General features: G+C 71.6%; 13 protein-coding genes. 8 read left to right on the forward strand and 5 right to left on the reverse strand.

Translation table 11 applies throughout. The annotated features are described in order from the left end of the window. Positions 1-34 precede the first annotated feature (34 nt). Together CLT71_RS03075 and CLT71_RS03080 are read left to right on the forward strand one after the other, a co-directional pair. A complete protein-coding gene (locus CLT71_RS03075; RefSeq protein ID WP_101365753.1) occupies positions 35-1,456 on the forward strand; it encodes a BNR repeat-containing protein in 1,422 nt (473 codons plus the stop codon). A 254-nt stretch (positions 1,457-1,710) separates the two neighbouring features. Next, entirely contained in the window at positions 1,711-2,814 is a 1,104-nt protein-coding gene (locus CLT71_RS03080) for a GDSL-type esterase/lipase family protein (protein WP_101365754.1), read from the forward strand. A 93-nt stretch (positions 2,815-2,907) separates the two neighbouring features. On the opposite strand, the gene CLT71_RS03085 is transcribed toward CLT71_RS03080, so the two are convergent. Then, positions 2,908-4,329, reverse strand: a complete 1,422-nt coding sequence (locus tag CLT71_RS03085; protein ID WP_101365755.1) for a glycosyl hydrolase family 18 protein — start codon at positions 4,327-4,329, stop codon at positions 2,908-2,910. Positions 4,330-4,577: 248 nt separating this feature from the next. Here CLT71_RS03085 and CLT71_RS03090 point away from each other — a divergent pair, with 248 nt between their 5' ends. Next, the gene (locus tag CLT71_RS03090; RefSeq protein ID WP_101365756.1) at positions 4,578-4,886 is read left to right on the forward strand and encodes a DUF6582 domain-containing protein; all 309 of its coding nucleotides are present in this window, start codon (positions 4,578-4,580) and stop codon (positions 4,884-4,886) included. A gap of 104 nt (positions 4,887-4,990) precedes the next feature. Here CLT71_RS03090 and CLT71_RS03095 read toward each other — a convergent pair whose 3' ends face one another. After that, complete coding sequence (locus tag CLT71_RS03095; protein WP_101365757.1) at positions 4,991-5,752, reverse strand: zf-HC2 domain-containing protein; 762 nt, start codon at positions 5,750-5,752, stop codon at positions 4,991-4,993. Between the two features lie 176 nt (positions 5,753-5,928). Here CLT71_RS03095 and CLT71_RS03100 point away from each other — a divergent pair, with 176 nt between their 5' ends. After that, on the forward strand, positions 5,929-6,510 hold the full coding sequence (locus CLT71_RS03100; RefSeq protein WP_101365758.1) for a sigma-70 family RNA polymerase sigma factor: 582 nt from the start codon (positions 5,929-5,931) through the stop codon (positions 6,508-6,510). Between the two features lie 10 nt (positions 6,511-6,520). Here CLT71_RS03100 and CLT71_RS03105 read toward each other — a convergent pair whose 3' ends face one another. From CLT71_RS03105 to CLT71_RS03115, 3 genes are all read right to left on the reverse strand, one after another. Next, positions 6,521-7,975: an ATP-binding protein gene (locus CLT71_RS03105; protein WP_101365759.1), complete on the reverse strand. Its 1,455-nt coding sequence runs from the start codon at positions 7,973-7,975 to the stop codon at positions 6,521-6,523. A gap of 49 nt (positions 7,976-8,024) precedes the next feature. Beyond that, entirely contained in the window at positions 8,025-9,683 is a 1,659-nt protein-coding gene (locus tag CLT71_RS03110) for an FAD-dependent oxidoreductase (RefSeq protein WP_101365760.1), read from the reverse strand. Positions 9,684-9,849: 166 nt separating this feature from the next. Next, the gene (locus CLT71_RS03115; RefSeq protein WP_101365761.1) at positions 9,850-10,905 is read right to left on the reverse strand and encodes a zinc-dependent alcohol dehydrogenase family protein; all 1,056 of its coding nucleotides are present in this window, start codon (positions 10,903-10,905) and stop codon (positions 9,850-9,852) included. 644 nt (positions 10,906-11,549) lie between these two features. Here CLT71_RS03115 and CLT71_RS03120 point away from each other — a divergent pair. The 4 genes from CLT71_RS03120 (at position 11,550) to CLT71_RS03135 (ending at position 17,366) form a co-directional block, all read left to right on the forward strand. After that, entirely contained in the window at positions 11,550-12,842 is a 1,293-nt protein-coding gene (locus tag CLT71_RS03120; RefSeq protein ID WP_101365762.1) for a cytochrome P450, read from the forward strand. A gap of 517 nt (positions 12,843-13,359) precedes the next feature. Continuing rightward, a complete protein-coding gene (locus CLT71_RS03125; protein WP_158242164.1) occupies positions 13,360-14,049 on the forward strand; it encodes a helix-turn-helix domain-containing protein in 690 nt (229 codons plus the stop codon). A 321-nt stretch (positions 14,050-14,370) separates the two neighbouring features. Continuing rightward, complete coding sequence (locus tag CLT71_RS03130; RefSeq protein WP_101365764.1) at positions 14,371-16,968, forward strand: nitrate- and nitrite sensing domain-containing protein; 2,598 nt, start codon at positions 14,371-14,373, stop codon at positions 16,966-16,968. 20 nt (positions 16,969-16,988) lie between these two features. Continuing rightward, on the forward strand, positions 16,989-17,366 hold the full coding sequence (locus tag CLT71_RS03135; RefSeq protein ID WP_101365765.1) for a roadblock/LC7 domain-containing protein: 378 nt from the start codon (positions 16,989-16,991) through the stop codon (positions 17,364-17,366). Positions 17,367-17,429 lie beyond the last annotated feature (63 nt).

Genomic DNA, 17,429 nt, shown 5'->3' on the forward strand with positions numbered 1-17,429 from the left:
AGCGCCCGGTGGCGCCCGGCGCGAGGGAGAAGCCATGCCCGCCCCGTCCTCCCGTCGGGCCGCGTTGGTGGCGTCACTCGTCGTCGGGGTCGTCGCGGCGCTGGTACCGCCGGCCCCGGCGATCGCGGCGGCCCCGGGCATCACCCGGCTCGGCGACACCCAGCTCGATCCCGCCGCGCTCTACTTCGTCTCCTACGACGGCCTGGTCAACAACAACTCGTACGGCGACGGCATCGTCAGCCACGCCGGCTACCAGTACGCGGCCTGGTACACCTCGACCCGCAACGCCGTGCTGGCCCGCCGGCAGTTGCCGTCCGGGGCGTGGCAGACCCTCCAGTTGCCGCACCGGTTGAGCACCAACGACTCGCACAACTCCATCGCGCTCGGCATCTCGCCCGGCGACGGCCGGCTGCACGTCGCGATGGACACCCACGACAGCGAGATCTACTACCTCAAGTCCGAGGCCGGGCTGGTTTCCGCGCCGGGCTCGCGGAGCTGGGTGGTTGGCCGGTTCGGCGCCGTGCAGCGCAGCCTGGGCGGGGTGGGACCGGGCGCGATGACGTACCCGCAGTTCCGGGTGGCGCCCGGCAACCGGCTCCAGTTGAGTTACCGGACCGGACGCTCCGGCAACGGCACCAACGAGTTCGCCGAGTACGACGGCTCCACCTGGCGCCGGCTCGGCCGCTGGCAGTCGGCGTCCGGCTCGTACAGCGCGAACGGTGCCACCAGCACCACCCGGAACATGTACCTGCACGGCCTGACCTACGGCCCCGGTGGCCGGCTGCACGCCGCCTTCACCTGGCGGGAGGGCAACTCCGCGGTCACCTGCAACAGCGGTGGTCTGACCAACCACGACACCGGCTACGTCTACAGCGACGACCAGGGGCGCAGTTGGCGCAACAACGCCGGTGCGCTGGTCGGCACCACCAACTCGGGCAACCTGGTGTCGATCGCCAGCCCCGGGCTGGTGGTCGACCCGTTGCCGCCGAATTACGGGCTGATCAACCAGGAGAGCCAGGACGTCGACTCGACCGGCAACCCGCACGTGGTGATCAGTTACGTACCCGGCCGGTTCACCTCCTGCGTCACCTCGTACGCCTCGGCGCGCCGGGCCAACGGCCGGGCCTTCCATCTGTTCCGCAACTCCTCCGGAGTCTGGCGCAAGATCGAGATCCCGGTGCCGTTGAACGCGACCGGCCGGTCCCAGATCGTGCTCGACGCTGCCGACAACGCCTACGTGGTGCTGCCGTACGGCCGGATCGTCACGGCCAGCCGGGCCGGCGGCTACACCGACTGGACCGTACGCTTCGACGGCGCCGGGCTGAACGCCTTCGGCGAGGTGATCGTGGACCGGACCCGGGTGGAGAGCGACGGCGTGCTCTCCGTCCTCTATCAGCGGGCCTCCAGCGGCAGCACGCCCTCCCCGATCCGGGTGGTCGACTTCCGGCTCGGCTGACGGTCACCGCCGCACCGCCCGGTCGGCCCGGTTGGCTGGGCGTCATCCGCCCGCGCCGGCGTTCGCCCGTTCGCCCGCTTGGGTCGTTCACCCGTTCACCCGTTCACCCGTTCACCCGTTCGGCCGTTCGGCCGTTCGGCGCAGCCGGGGGCGCGTTCGCCGCTCGGTGCCGCGTCCGGCGGCTCGGTGTGTGGCTCGGGGCATTCAATGGGGTACGAATCGAAATCCATGAATGCATTGGAAGGTGACTGCCCATGTCGACCACGACGCGTCGGTGTGCCGGCGCACTGCTGGCGGTCGTGCTGGCGACCGTAGCGATCGTGTTGCACACCGGCCAGCGGGTGGAGGCGGCGGCCGGGGTCCGGGTGCTGCCGCTGGGCGACTCGATCACCGACGGCTTCAACGTGCCGGGCGGTTACCGGATCGACCTCTGGCAGAAGGTGGTGGCCGGCGGCTACACCGTCGACTTCGTCGGTTCCCAGGCGAACGGCCCGGCAAGTCTCGGCGACCGCGACCACGAGGGACACTCCGGCTGGCGGATCGACCAGATCGACGCCAACATCGTCAACTGGCTCAACACGTACCAGCCGCGCACCATCCTGCTGCACATCGGCACCAACGACATATTCCAGAACCGTGACCTGCCCAACGCACCGAACCGGCTGGCCGCGCTCATCGACCGGATCACCAGCACCGCGCCCGAGGCGAAGCTCTTCGTCGCCACAATCGTTCCGGCCGGCTCCGCGAGCACCGACGCCCAGGTGCGCAGCTTCAACGCGGCGATACCGCAGATCGTGCAGACCCGGGCGAACGCCGGTCGACAGGTGTACCTGGTCAACATGTACGCCGCGCTCACCGCCGCCGACCTGGCCGACGGCGTACACCCGAACGCGACCGGCTACAGCAAGATGGCGACCACCTGGTACAACGCCCTGCTGGCGGTGCCCGGCAGCCTCACCGACGGGGGTACCACTCCGACGCCCACCGCAACCCCCAGCACACCGCCGACCGGCGGTCCGACGAACCCGCCCACGAATCCGCCGACGAACCCGCCGACCAACCCGCCGGCCGGCTGCACCGCCACGGTCTCGCTCAACTCCTGGACCGGTGGTTTCGTCGCGACCGTACGCGTCACCGCCGGCTCGGCGGGTACCACCGGTTGGACGGTAAGCGCCGCCCTGCCGTCCGGTACCACGATCACCAACGCCTGGAACACCCAGCGCAGCGGCAGCAGCGGCGCCGTCGAGTTCAGCAACGTGAGCTACAACGGACGGATCGCCGCCGGGCAGTCGACGGAGTTCGGTTTCCAGGGCACCGGCAGCGGAGCCGGCCTCACACCGAGCTGCACCGCCCGCTGACCACCGCCTGCTGTCGGCCGCCCGGGACAACCCGGCCGGAGACGGCGTCCGGCCCGGCCGCTTGTGGCGACCGGGCCGGCTGCGGTGCCGGGATCAGGCCGGAAGTCGCCAGACCTGGTTGGCGCCGCCGAAGCAGTCCCAGATCTGTAGCCGGGTGCCGTCTGCCGAGCTGTTGTCGGTGGCGTCCAGGCATCGGTTCGAGGCGGGGTTGCGCAGCGTACCGTTGCTCTGCGCCTGCCAGACCTGCGCGCCGGTGCCGTTGCAGTCGTAGAGCTGCACCTTGGCGCCGTTGGCGGTCGCGGCGGCGGTGACGTCGGCGCACTTGCCGAGCGCCCGCAGCGTGCCGTCGGTGCCGACCGTCCAGCGCTGGGCGTTTGTGCCGTTGCAGGCGTAGAGCTGGATCGGGGTGCCGTTCGCGCTCGCGGCCGCCGCGACGTCGACGCACTTTCCGCCGATCCCGGTGATCTGACCGGTACGGCCGCTCGGCGGCGGGTCGCCACCGCCCATCACCGTGTCGTAGATGGCACTGACCAGCGAGGTCGAGTTGTTGGTGTCCTGCGACAGTTCCCAGTTCATCATGCCGCCGGCGTTGGCCATCGCCCACTGGGTCTTGCGCTTCACCGTCGGGATGCCGTTGTAGCACTGCTGGGCGCCGCCGGCAGTGGTGCAGTCCCGGTTGGCGTTGGCCGGGTCCATCGCGACGAGCGCGGCGTAGGTGAAGTAGCCGGGGCGGCTGTAGAAGGGTACGCCGAGCACCGCCTTGTTGGCCGGCAGGCCGCGCGCCTTCCAGCCGTTGACGGCGTTTGTCGACCAGTCGTAGTTGGCATGCGGGCTGCCACCGTCGTACGCCATGATGTTCAGCCAGTCGACGTAGCCGAAGACGGCCGGCTGCACCCCGTCGACGCTGCCGCCCTCGGAGACGACTGCGGCGGTGAGCAGCTTGCCCCGGCTGCGGAGCTGGCCGCTGAGCTGCTGCATCAGGGCGGTGAAGTTGTTCGCCGAGGTGCCCGGGTCCGGGTACTCCCAGTCCATGTCGACACCGTCCAGGTTGTACTGCGTCACGAAGCTGACCACGCTGTTGACGAAGGTGGTCCGGCTGGTGGCGTTGGCGGCCAGGGCTTCGAAGGCCGAGTCGTCGCCGTCGTTCCACCCGCCGATCGCGATCGACACCTTGACGTTGCTGCCGTGTGCCCGCGACACCAGCGCGGAGAGCTTGCTCGGGTTCTCCACCGCCCGCAGCGTGCCGTTCGCGTTCGGCAGTACGAACGCGTAGTTGATGTGGGTCAGCTTGTTGTACTGGACGGCGTTGACGTCGCCGGACCAGCTCGGCAGGTACCCGACGCTCTTGAAGTTGTCCGGCAGCACGACGGCGTCGGCGGGGGAGAGCGGTGCGAGCGCGAAGGCCGTGCCGGTCGCGACGGTGGCGAGCGCGAGCGCTCCGGTGCACAACCTGGACCGCCGGCCGGGGCGGCGTCCCGGCGGGCGGACCCGCTCGGCGCTCGTGGTCTGTGACATCGACGTTCCCTTCTGTCGCGGGACTCAGCCGCTCGATCCGACCTGAGGGTGGGGACGCCGCGGCACCGGGACGGCGGCGGCGGGGTCCGGCGCCGACACCCGGGCGGAAGCGGAGGGGAATCGATGTCGCTGAGTTGCTGAAACATTAGGAAAGTTAACTAATAATGTCAATGAGTCGCGCAGGTCGGTTATCGCGCCGAGCCACGGGTACGGGAACCGGGTGGGACGACCCTCGTCGGGAGGAAACCGTGAAGACCACCTGGAAGCCCGTCGACCAGCACGGGGTGATCAGCAGCAAGCAGTCCCGTGAACTGCCGGACAGTGCGTTCGCCTTCCCGGGCAAGCGCAAGGAACCACTCACCGACGCGTCGCACGTGCGCAACGCCATCGCCCGGTTCGACCAGACACAGGGCGTCACCGACGCCGAGCGGGACCAGGCGTTCGCGAACATCCTCGCGGCGGCGAAGCACTACGACATCCAGGTCGCCGAGTCCGACTGGCGGCAGCTCGGCAAGCTCCCGCACACGCCGAACCCGGCACACGGCGGACGCCGCTGAGCGGGTCCACCAGCCGCCCTCGCGGGGGACGAGCCCGCTGGGGCGGTCCGGGACGTGCCCGCCGGGGCGGCCCGGGACGAGCCCGCTGGGGCGGTCCGGTGGCCTCAGGCCGCCCGGTGGTGGGTCTGTACCTGCGCGGTGCCAGGCCGGGCCCGGACCAGCCGCAGCCGCGGCGGGGCGGGTGACGGCTCCTCCTCGAACCTCGCCCGCCAGCCCGACCCGGGACGCCGGCCGTGCCGGGTCGGCGGATCGCCCGACTCGATCGTCGGGCGGGACAGACCGAGAATGATCAGATAGCCGGCCAGGATCAGGCCGTGGCTGAGAATCCGGCTCGGGTCGACCCGGCCGGCGATCGCGTCGTTCACCGAGAGCAGGGTCAGCACGGCGACGAAGGCGGTGAGCGTGGGTACCAGACCCACCGGCCGGGTACGGCGAAGCGCGATCCAGGCGAATCCGGCACCGAGCGCGACGTTCCAGGCGGCCGACTCGTGCCACAGGTGGTCGGGGCCACCACCGAAGACGACCTGGACACCGTGCGGATGCCCGGTCGAGCCGATGCCGGCGATCTGGGCCGCGCCGAGCAGGAACTGGGCGACGCCCACCACCCCGAGCGCGATCCGGAGCGTACCGGCCAGCCGGGCGAACCGGCTCGGACCGGGAGCGGCGGCGAGAATGCTCTCGTCGATCTCCGTCGGCGGCGGCACGACGCTGGTCCTGGCCAGCCTGTTCAGTGCCGTCGCGCTCTCCAGCCAGCCCTGGCACTCCGGGCAGGCGGCGAGGTGGCGGTCCACCCCGGCCCGCTCGGCCGGGTGCTCCTCGCCGTCCAGCCGGGCGGACAGGGCTTCTCGATACTCTTCGCACCGCACACACTCATAGTCGGACCCGACCGCCCGTCGGTTCCCTCGGGGGTAAGCATTCCGCCGCCGACCCTGCCGTGACCAGCGGTTGAGAGCCGTCCCGGTACTTCAAGATCGCCCCGGGCAGCGATCGGATGCCCACCGGGGGTATTCGAACCGCGCACCGGTACGGGTAGTTTTGGGGTATGCCTCCCCCCGGCGTCGACAGCGACGAGATCACCAGGCTGGCGCTGGCCGCCAAGGCCGGCGACCGCACGGCGGCGGCCGCCTTCATCCGGGCGACCCAGCACGACGTGCAGCGCTTCGTCTCCCACCTGGTCGGTGCCGGTGAGGCGGAGGATCTCGCCCAGGAGACCTACCTGCGGGCGATGCGCGCACTGCCCCGCTTCGCGGCCAGGTCGTCGGCGAAGACGTGGCTGCTCTCGATCGCCCGGCGGGCCTGTGTCGACCACGTCCGGGCGGCAATGCGCCGTCCCCGGGTCGCGTCCCTGCCGGACTGGCAACTCGCCGCCGACGCCGAACTGGCCCGGGAAAGCACCGGTTTCGAGAGCGCCGTGGAACTCGACCGGCTGCTGGCGGACCTGCCGGCGGACCGCCGGGAGGCGTTCGTCGCCACCCAGGTGGCCGGGCTGAGCTACGCCGAGGCGGCCGAGGTCTGCGACTGCCCGATCGGCACCATCCGGTCCCGGGTGGCCCGGGCCCGCGAGGACCTGGTCGCGGCGATGCGGGCGGAGGGCTCCGGCGGCCGGCTCCGCTCGACGAGCTGACAGCTCCCGATCAGGCGAGGGCGGACTCGACCGCGCCGGGCTCGGGTCCGGAGATCGGCAGGCAGACCCGGAAGACGGTACGCCCCGGCTCGGAGTCGACCCGGATGTCCCCGTGGTGCTTGTTGACCACGATCCGGTACGAGATGTCGAGTCCCAGCCCGGTGCCGTCCCCGATCGGCTTGGTGGTGAAGAACGGCTCGAAGATCCGGGACCGGACGTCGGCCGGAATGCCCGGCCCGGTGTCGACGATCTCCACCACGATCGACTCGTCGCTCCGCCCGGTGCGTACCGTCAACACGCCCTCGGCACCTATCGCGTAGAGCGCGTTGTCGACCAGGTTCGTCCAGACCTGGTTCAGCTCGGCGGCGTAGACCGGGATCGGCGGCAGGCTGCGGTCATACTCGCGGACGACCCGGACACCCGGCTTCAACTTGGCGTTGAACATCGCCAGGGTGGCGTCGAGCAGGTCGTGCACGTCCACCGTCCGGTGCGGTGCCCGATCCAGTTGCGAGTACTGCTTCGCCGCCCCGACCAGCCCGGTGATCCGGCTCAGCGCGTCGTCGATCTCGCCGAGCAGCAGTTCAGTCTCGACTGTGTAGGTCAGCCACCGGATCGCCGGCTCCAGGTCGTCGGGGCGTACCGCCGTGCCGACCTGCTCCAGCCAGGCCACGTCGATGCCACCGGCGGTGAGCGTCGGGGCGAGGTCCCAGCCTCCGGTCACCTCGTGCTCGTCCAGCCAGTCGGCCAGGGCGTCCTCGGCGTCGCTGGTCTCCAGTGGGGAGAGCGCCGGTGCGGTGGCGGCCTGCTTGACGGCGGCCTCCTGGAGTTCGACCAGGCGGTGCAGCCGCTCCCCGTCCAGCCGACCGTCGGCGATCATCGCCAGCTTGTGCCGCATCCCGGCGACCCGGTCCCGGAGCACCGAGGTGGCCCGGACGGCCGCCGCGGCGGGATTGTTCAGCTCGTGGGTCAGCCCGGCCGAGAGCGCGCCGAGGGCCAGCAGCCGCTCCCGCTCGCCGACCACGGTCTGGGTGGTCCGCATGCCGATGAAGAGCCCGTCGAGCAGGTGCATCGCCATCGGGAACCAGCGGCGCATCGCGGTGCCGATCACCTCGGCCGGCAGCACGAAGAGCGTGACGTCGGTGACCGCCCGCATCCCGTTCTGGTACGTCTGCGCTCGCTGCTCGTCGAGGTAGGCCTGGGTCGCCCCGCCGTACACGCCACGCTGGGCGGTGCGGATGATCTCGACCCGGTCACCCTGCACCAGCCGGGCCAGCGAGACGGTGCCGTCGAGCAACACGAAGAAGCACTTCGCCTCGGCACCCTCGACGAAGACGTCGGAACCGGCCGGCAGCCGCTGCACCCAGCCGTGCTCGTGGATGTGGCCGAGCTTCTCGTCGTCCAGCGACTCGAAGAGGAACAGTGTGCGCAGTTCCTCGATCGGCAGCCGCTCGTCCGATCCGGTCATCTGGTCACCGTATCCGGGTTCGTGGCTGGTCTCCCACCCGGAAACCGCCTCACTGCGCGGCGAGGTACTGGTGGGCCAGGGAGACCACCATGGCACCCTCGCCGACGGCCGAGGCGACCCGCTTGATCGAGTCGGCCCGGACGTCCCCGGCCGCGAAGACCCCGGGCAGGCTCGACTCCAGCGGGTACGGGTCACGCGGCAGTGCCCAGCCGGCCGGCCGCCGACCGTCGCTGCTCAGGTCCAGCCCGGTCAGTACGTAGCCCCGGGTGTCCCGGGCCACCACGTCGGCCAGCCACTCGGTACGCGGTTCCGCGCCGATGAAGACGAAGAGCCAGGACGCCTTCACGGTACGCCGCTGCCCGTTGCGGTTGTCGCAGATGGCAAGCTGCTCCAGGTGGTCTGTGCCCTCGCCGCCGACCACCTCGGAGTGCGGGTGCACCTCGATGTTGTCGATCCGTTCGATCTGCTCGATCAGGTAGTGCGACATGGAGCGGCGCAGGTCGGGGCCGCGTACCAGCAGGTGCACCCGGCGGGCGTGCCGGGCGAAGTAGACCGCCGCCTGCCCGGCCGAGTTCGCCCCGCCGACGATGTAGACGTCCTGGCCGACGCAGTTGGACGCCTCGGTCGACGCCGAGCCGTAGAAGACACCCCGGCCGGTCAGGTCGGCCAGGCCGGGCGCGGTGAGCTGCCGGTAGGCGACCCCGGTGGCGAGCACCACGGTGTGCGCGGCGATGGACGAGCCGTCGCTGAACCGGAGCAGCCGGGTCGCGCCGGCCGCCTCCAGCCCGACCACGTCCCGGGCGGTGAGCAGCTCGGCACCGAACTTCAGTGCCTGCCGGCGGGCCCGGTCGGCGAGCTGTGACCCGGAGACCCCGTCCGGGAAGCCGAGGTAGTTCTCGATCCGGCTGCTCTGTCCGGCCTGGCCGCCGGTCGCCTGCCGCTCGACGAGTACCGTCCGGAGCCCCTCGGACGCGCCGTAGACGGCGGCGCCGAGCCCGGCCGGCCCGCCGCCGACCACCACCAGGTCGTAGAAGTCGGCGGCCGGGGTGGTGGAGAGCCCGCACCGGTCCGCCAGTTCGGCCTCGGTCGGCTTGACCAGCGCGCTGCCGTCCGCGGTGATCACCACCGGTACGTCGGCCGGGTCGGCTCCGGCGGCGGAGAGCAGCCGGCCGCCCTCCGGCTCGTCGGCGAGCAGCCAGCGGTACGGCACCAGGTTGCGGGCGAGGAAGTCGCGGACCTCGAACGACGGCGCGGACCAGCGGTGGCCGATCACGCGTACCTCGTCGGAGGCGGCCTCGGGGGTCGCCGCCCAGGCCTCCAGTTGGCTGTCGAGGACCGGATAGAGCTTCTCCTCCGGTGGATGCCAGGGCTTGAGCAGGTAGTGGTCCAGGTCAACGACGTTTATCGCGTCGATCGCCGCGTTGGTGTCGGCGTAGGCGGTGAGCAGCACCCGGCGGGCGGTCGGGAAGAGGTCCATCGCCGCTTCGAGGAACTCGATGCCGTTCATCTGCGGCATCCGGTAGTCGGCCAGCAGCACCGCGACCTGGTCACCACGAAGTTTGATCTCCCGCAGCGCGGTGAGCGCCTCCTCGCCGGAGGAGGCGCGGACCACCCGGTACCGGTCGCCGTAGCGCCGCCGCACGTCCCGGGCCACCGCGCGCGACACCGCCGGGTCGTCGTCGACCGTCAAGATCACCGGGTTCGCCATGGCACCAATGAAAGCATTCGGAACGGGCCTTGACGAACACCGATGCCGACCCGCCGGCAGCGTCGGGCGGTCAGCCCCGACCGGACTCGATCAGTTAGGTCTGACCGCGCTCTATCAGTCAGGCTCGACCGGGCTCGATCAGTCAGCCCCGGCCGGGCTCGATCGGTCAGCCCCGACCGGGCTCGATCAGCCGGATGCCGCCGACCGGGGGCCGGTCCAGCGTGGCCAGCGCCGCCGGTGCCTCGGCCAGCCCGATCGTCCGGGTCACCAGTTCGGCCGGTCGGAGCACCCCGGCGCCGACCAGGGCCAGCAGTTCCGGGTACGCGTGCGCGGCCATCCCGTGGCTGCCACGCAGCTCCAACTCGTACCCGATGACCCGGTCCATCGGCACCGCCGGGTGCCCGTTCGCGGCCGGCAGCAGCCCGACCTGCACGTGCCGGCCCCGCCGCCGCAGGCTCTCGATCGACCCGACACAGGTCGGCGCGCTGCCCAGCGCGTCCAGCGAGAGGTGCGCACCGCCGGAGGTGAGTTCGCGGATCGCCTCGGCCACCGCCTGCGGGCCGGGCAGCGTGTCGGCGTCCAGGCAGACGGCGGCACCGAACCGGCGGGCCAGATCCAGCGCGTCCGGGCTGACGTCGACCGCCACCACCCGGGCGCCGCAGGCCACCGCGATCATCACCGCGGAGAGTCCCACCCCGCCACAGCCGTGCACCGCCACCCACTCCCCGGCGGTCACCCGGCCCTGCGCGACCACGGCCCGGAACGCGGTGCCGAACCGGCAGCCGAGCGCGGCGGCACCGGCGAAGCTCAGCTCGTCGGGGAGCCGGACCAGGTTGACGTCGGCGTGCTCGACCGCGACCAGATCGGCGTACGAGCCCCAGTGGGTGAAGCCGGGCTGCGTCTGCCGCTCGCAGACCTGCTGGTCCCCGGCGAGGCAGGCCGGGCAGGTGCCGCAGGCGCAGACGAACGGGGCGGTGACCCGGTCACCGGGGCGCCAGCCGCGTACCGCCGTACCGACCGCCACCACGACACCGGCGAACTCGTGCCCCGGTACGTGCGGCAGCCGGATGTCCGGATCGTGCCCCTGCCAGCCGTGCCAGTCGCTGCGGCACAGCCCGGTCGCACCGACCTCGATCACCACGCCGTCCGGACTCGGTACCGGATCCGGCACCGTACGCAGCTCCGGTCGCCCACCGAACTCCTCGAACACCACCGCCCGCATGGTGGGCCATCCTCACACGCGCCCGCCAGGCTGTAAGGAAGGGCCCCCGCTACAACAGAAAACGCTATGCGGGGGCCCTTCCTTACACCTCAGGCGGGCGGGTGGGCCGGGGCGGCGCGGTGGTTGCGTTGCCGGGGGGCGGCGATCTGGTGACCGCATCGTGGCGTACGCGTTTCCGCAGAACGTCGTACGTGTCTCTTCACAACTCATTAGTATTGGCGTCGATCTACCCTAACCATCGCTCAGTCTGCGCCGATCGGCCGCAATTATCCGCTCCCTTGAGGACAGTGTGCCGATCGGCGAGCCGGTCGTCCCGAGATGGTCTCACGACCCGGCCGCCCCCGGATCCGGTGACTCGGTGTGACCTCTGACCAGCCACTGTGACCAGGAGGCAAGGTGCAGGGGGCAACTTGCGTCCCCGGCGCCGGCGCGACACCCCGACCCCGGATGGCCGGCGCGTCGCCCCGGCGCCAATACAATGGCACAAACGAATGCCTTGACTTACCGACTGTCGCAGCGCATCGTGAGATTCCCAGATGTCGTCGAGAGTTCCGGGGCAACTGATTCCCGATGGGTGGAGTATTGCCGTCGGGCGCCATCGGAACTCCCACGTCAGCGCGCTGAGCGCGGGTCAGGAGGCGGCCATGGAACTCAGCCCGTTTGCTGGTAGCTATCTGACCGACCCGGCAACGGTGTGGCGGGATCTGCTGGACCGTCCCGAGGACGTGCACTACGCCGAGGATCTCGGCATGTGGTTGCTCAGCCGGCACGAGCACGTCCGGCAGGCGTTCGGAGACGCCGACAGTTTCGGTAACGCCCTCACGTTGGCTCCGGTCTACGAGATGTGTCCCGAGGCCCTGGCGATCGTGATGCGGCTCGACGCCCCGCCGACCACTGCCGCGGCCGACTCCCCGGTGCACACCCGCACCCGCCGGGCACTGCGGGCCACCTTCGCCAACACCGCCCCCCGGGTCGCCGCCCAGTACGGGCCGATCGTGCGGCGCCGGGTCGACGAACTCGTCGACGAGGTCGCCGCCCGCCGGGGCGAGGTGGTGGACCTGATCGGCGAGTTCACCGCCCTGCTGCCGCTGCTGGTGGTGCTGGACATCCTCGGCGTACCCGACCGGGACACCGCCCGGATCCGGCAGTGGGCCGACGACCAGATCGCCCTCGTCTGGGGCCGACCCGACCCCGCCGAGCAGGTACGCCTGGCTCAGGGGCTGCTCGACTTCTGGCACTACTGCCAGGGTCTGGTCGACGAGCGGGCCCGGGGCGACCTCGACGGCGACGACTTCGTCTCCCGGGCGCTGCGTTACCGCGACGGCGACGACGAGGTCCTCACCGTGGCCGAGGTCGCCAGCATGGCGTTCAACCTGCTGGTCGCCGGCCACGAGACCACCGCCGGGCTTCTCGCGCACGGGTTGGAACTGGCCCTGTCGACGCCCGGCCGCTGGCAGCGGATCGCCGACGACCCGGGCGAGGTGCCGGCCTTCCTGGAAGAGGCGCTCCGGTTCGGCCCGGCCATCGACGGCTGGCTGCGGGTCACCCTGCGACCGGTCACCATCGGCGGCGTCGCCATCCCCGCCGGGCAACGATGCCTGCTCCTGGTCGGCGCCGCGAACCGCGACCCTGCGGTGTTCACCGGTCCGGATCGGTTCGATCCGGGCCGGGAAGACGTCAAGGATCATCTCTCCTTTGGTTACGGTCCGCATTTCTGCATCGGCGCGGCACTCGCCCGTCTGGAGGCCAGGATCGCACTCGTACGGCTCGCGGAGGCAATTCCCGGGCTGCGTCTGGTGCCGGGTCACGTGACCGTCTACAAGCCCAATGTCGCGTTCCGGGCGCACCGGATGCTGCCCGCCGTCGTCGATATCGCCGGTACGCCGAGGGAACGGACCGAAGATCCGCCGGACACGCTCGCCGGTTACGCCGCCTAGCCGATCCCGTACCGGCCGGTTGATCTGTCGACGGTCCCGCCGCGCGTCGCGCTCGACCGTCGCCCGACCACGGGTCCGCCCCGGTGTCGACAGGTACGCCCACCGGCGGGTGGGATCCACCCGGCCCGGATCACGGTCTGTGAATGAACGTCAAGGCATCGATGGACGTCGTCACCTTGACGGGTCACCCGAGCTCCCGCTCGCGGGCCGGTGATTGCCGGCTGTCGCCATTCGTCGCTCACGGCGGAAGGGGTGAATCCGGGCAGCCGGTGGCCGCGGGTTCCTTCCGAGATCATTTTCGTACCGTCAAGTAGCTCGGCGCGCGAGGTTTTTCACTTACCGTCAACGATAGGTGGCGCGTAAGGCTTCACACCCGTCGCTGCGAGGGTAAGAATTGGCCCCGGCAAATGCCGGGTCATGATCTGTCCCGGCGTCTCATGAGCTGGTGCGACTGATCGGATCGCTGACCAACGAAGGTGAGCAAATGGACGCTGCGTCGTCAGGTACCGCGGAATCGATGGCCACCCGACAGTTCCAGCGCGAACTGCGCCGCTGGCGTACCCGCAAGGGGTTGACCCAGCGCGCCCTCGCCGACCGCGTGCGGTTCAGCCGGGAGACGGTGGCGGCGGTCGAGGCGGGTCGCCGGTACGGCAGCCAGGAGCTGGCCGTGCGCTGTGACGACGTACTCGGAACCGGGGGTCTGCTCACCGCGCTCTGGCCACGGGTGGCGGTCGAACAGATCGCCGCCGACGGGCGTCGTGGGCCGCGCCCGGGCGCGGCCGGGCGGCCGGACGGGGCCGGAGCCGAGCCCATGGCCCCGGTGGAGGAGCGGCAGTCCGTGGTGGAGGCGATCGACGAGCTGCGGGACCTGATCGACCAGATGCTCCGGGTCTACCGTCCGGCGGGTGCGGACCAGCCGCCACCGGCGGAGGCGCATCGGCTCACCGAGGAGGCGCACCGCCTGGCGGCGCAGGTGCATCGGCTGCACGGCGGCGACGCCGGCCCGGCTACGGACCCGCCGCCGTCGGCGGAGCCACCCCGGCAGCCGGCGATGGAGGCCGGGCGGCCGGTGGCCGAGCCCGGGCAGTCGGTGGCCGAGTCGCGGCAACCGGCGGTCGAGTCGCGGCGGCCGGTCGGCGAGGCTCGCCGGCCCTTCGTCGAGGCCCACCGGCGGGGTCGGGTCGGCGCGCTGCGCCGCCGGCACTGAACCCTCGACACCGGAGGGTTCGCTGAGTCGCGGAACAGCGACGACGCCTGGCCGGGAGTGGCCTGGTGGGTCCTCGCGGATACCGCTGCCTGCGAAGGTAACTGCCTGTTCATCGGCGGGTACAGATAGTGGTACGAGCTGTTTGTACCACGGTTAACCCTGTTGCCCGCCCCGCCGGTCCGGCGCAATGGGACTTGCTAACTGCAAGATGCAGATCCCCTCGATGACGAGCCGTGGGAGTCAGTTTTGGCCTCGAGCACCCGATCCCACGCGGCCCGACCCCAGCCCGTACCCCGACGCGGCTGGAAGATCGCCTCTCGGATGCGCATCATCGTGGCCGCACCGCTGGTGGCGGTCGTCGGGTTCGCCGGACTCGCCCTCGCCGACAGCGCCCGCCAGGCCGGACAGGCAAGCGACCTCGGCGTACTTGCCCAACTGGGCGCCGAGGCGGGCCGGCTGGCCTACCAGCTCCAGCGGGAACGCGCGGCCGCGGCCGACCTGCTGACCGCCGCCACCCCCCGGCAACAGGACACCTACGCCCGGCAGGCCGCCGACACCGACGAGATCGTCGCGCGCTACCAGCGTCAACGCGCGCTCGCCCCCGGGCCGACCAGCGGACCGGGCGTCGTGCTGGCCCGGATCGACAAGGCGCTGGCCGACCTCCAGCCGCTGCGCACCCAGGTGCGTACCGCCGCGCACGCGGCCGTCTCGGCCACCACGTTCAGCTACCGGATCATCATCGCCGACCTGCTCGCCTACCGGGAGTCGATCGCCCAGGGCGTCGTCTCGGCGCAGGTAGCGGACGGAATCCGGGCCGCCGCCGCGCTGTCGAAGACGGCGGAGGCGCTCGGCCAGCAGCAGGTGGCGGTGCTGCGGGCCATCGCCGCCGGCCAGCTCACTCCGGCGATGCAGCAGGACATCACCGCCGCCCGTACCGGATTCACCGAATCCAGCCTGGCCTTCCTCGGCCTCGCCCCCGGGCAGTGGCAGGTGTGGTGGGAGCAGGCGGGCAGCGGCAAGGAGGCGCTGGCCCTGCAACGACTCCAGGACCAGGTCTCCCGGGCCGAGGTCGGCGCCCCGCTGGAGGTGGGCACCAACGCCTGGATCGGCGCCACCCAGGGCTGGGCCGCCCGGCTCTTCGAGGTGCAGCAGCGGGTCGACGCCGCCGTGCTGGCCGAGGTGGACGCGGCCCGGGTGGAGCAGCGCTGGCGGGCCGTCGCCGAGGGCGCCGCGATGGCGGTCGCGCTGCTGCTGACCGTACTCGTCACCTGGGCGGTCGCCCGGCAGATCACCCGACGGCTGCGCCGGTTGCGGGACGCGGCGCACTCCGTGGCGTACACCGAACTGCCGGCGATGGTCGCCGAGCTGCGCAGCCTCGACAGCGCCGGCATCCATCCGGAGGCCCTGGCCAGGGCGTCCGCCTCCAACCTGGAGGCGGCCAGCGGAGACGAGATCGGCGAGGTGGGGCAGGCGTTCACCGCCGTACACCAGGCGGCTGTGCGGACCGCAGCCGAGCAGGCGGTGATGCGGGCCAACACCGCAGACATCTTCGTCCACCTCAGCCGCCGCGAGCAGCGACTGGTGGACGCGGTACTGGCCCAGGTGGACAAGGTCGAGCAGGACGAGACCGACCCGGAGCGGTTGCAGCAGCTCTACACCCTGGACAGCCTGGCGACCCGGATGGGACGGATCAACGCCAGCCTCCTGGTGCTCGGCGGTGTCGGCGTTGGTCGGGTACGCCACGAGGACGTACCGATGCAGAAGGTCGTCCAGGCGGCACTGTCGCAGATCGAGCACTACACCCGGGTCCGGATCGGCGTCGTGGACCCGGACGTGGCGGTCGCGGCCGACAAGGTCGACGAGGTGGTGCACCTGCTCGCCGAGCTGATGGACAACGCCACCACCTACTCACCGCCGGAGACCGAGGCGTGGGTCACCGCGCGCAGCCTCGGTGACCGGGTCATCGTGCAGGTCAGCGACGAGGGTGTGGGGCTCTCGCTGCAACGGCTGGCACAGCTCAACGACCTGCTGGCCCGGCCACCGGCCACCGACGTGGCGGCGGTCCGGGCGATGGGTCTGGTCGTGGTCGGCCAACTCGCCGGCCGGCTCGGGGTGGCTGTCGAACTGCGGCCCGGCCCCAAGCTCGGCACCATCGCCGAGATCTCGCTGCCGGCGACGCTGATCCGGCCGGTACCGCCGGAGACCCAGTTGCTGGCGCCCGGCCGGCTGTCGGCGATGCCGGAGGGCCGGGCGCGCGGTACCGCCGTGCCGGCCGCCTCGTCGACGGTCAACCCGAGCGGTCCGCCCCGGCGACCGGTGGCGGAGCGGGCGCTGCCGGCCACCTCGGTCTTCCGGCCGGCGCCGGCCCAGCGGACGGGCCGGGGTGACGACCCGACCCAGGAACTCGTCATCTTCGAGCAGGTCAACAACTGGTTCCGGACTGACAGGTCCGGCCCGCCGGCCGGGGCGGCCATCGGCAACGGCGCGGGCGGCCAGGTGTCGGGCGGCCAGGTGTCGGGCGGCCAGGTGTCGGGCGGCCCGGTGCCGAGCAGCCCCGCACCGGTCGCTCCGCAGGCCGGCGCGCCGGTCGGTGCGTCGAACGGGGCCGACGGGTCCAACGGTGGCTACGCCGCGACCGGCTGGCAGACCCGGGGTGACGAGGGCTGGCGGGCGGCCACCGGGCTGGTCAACCCGGACATCTCCGCGACCACCTCGTCCGGGCTCCCGATCCGTCAGCCGCAGCGGCACCTGGTGCCGGGTGGCGTCGCGCTGCCACCGGAACAGCAGCCGGTCTCGGAGCACCGCGACCCGGCCGAGGTGGCCAACGCGATGGCCGCCTACGCCCGGGGGGTGGCCGCCCGCCGTCCAAAGCTGGTGAACGCCTCGGCGACAAGCGACGCGACAGGGAGTACTACGTGAACCAACGAGATCTCGGCTGGATGCTGGACAGTTTCGTCGAGCGGGCCCCGGAGGTCAGCCACGCGATCGCCATCTCCAGCGACGGGCTGATGGTGGCCTCCACCCGCAACCTGCCACCGGACCGGGCCGACCAGCTCGCGGCGACCGGCAGCGGCCTGGTCAGCCTGCTCCGGGGCGCGGCGGGCTTCTTCGAGGCGGGCGCGGTGATCTCCAACGTCACCCAGCTCGAGGGCGGCTTCATGTTCTCGATGGCGTTCAACGACGGTGCCTCGCTGCTGGTACTCGCGGCGCCCACCTGCGACGTCGGCAAGGTCTCCTACGAGATGACAGAACTGGCGAACCGGATTGGAGACGTACTGACCCCGACCGCCCGTACCGCTGTGGCGCAGGGACGCTGACGCGGCGCGTACGCCGGTCCGGAGCCAGTTCCGGCGGCCCCAGCACCACGAGCACATCTTCCC

This window comes from Plantactinospora sp. CNZ320, from assembly GCF_002846275.1.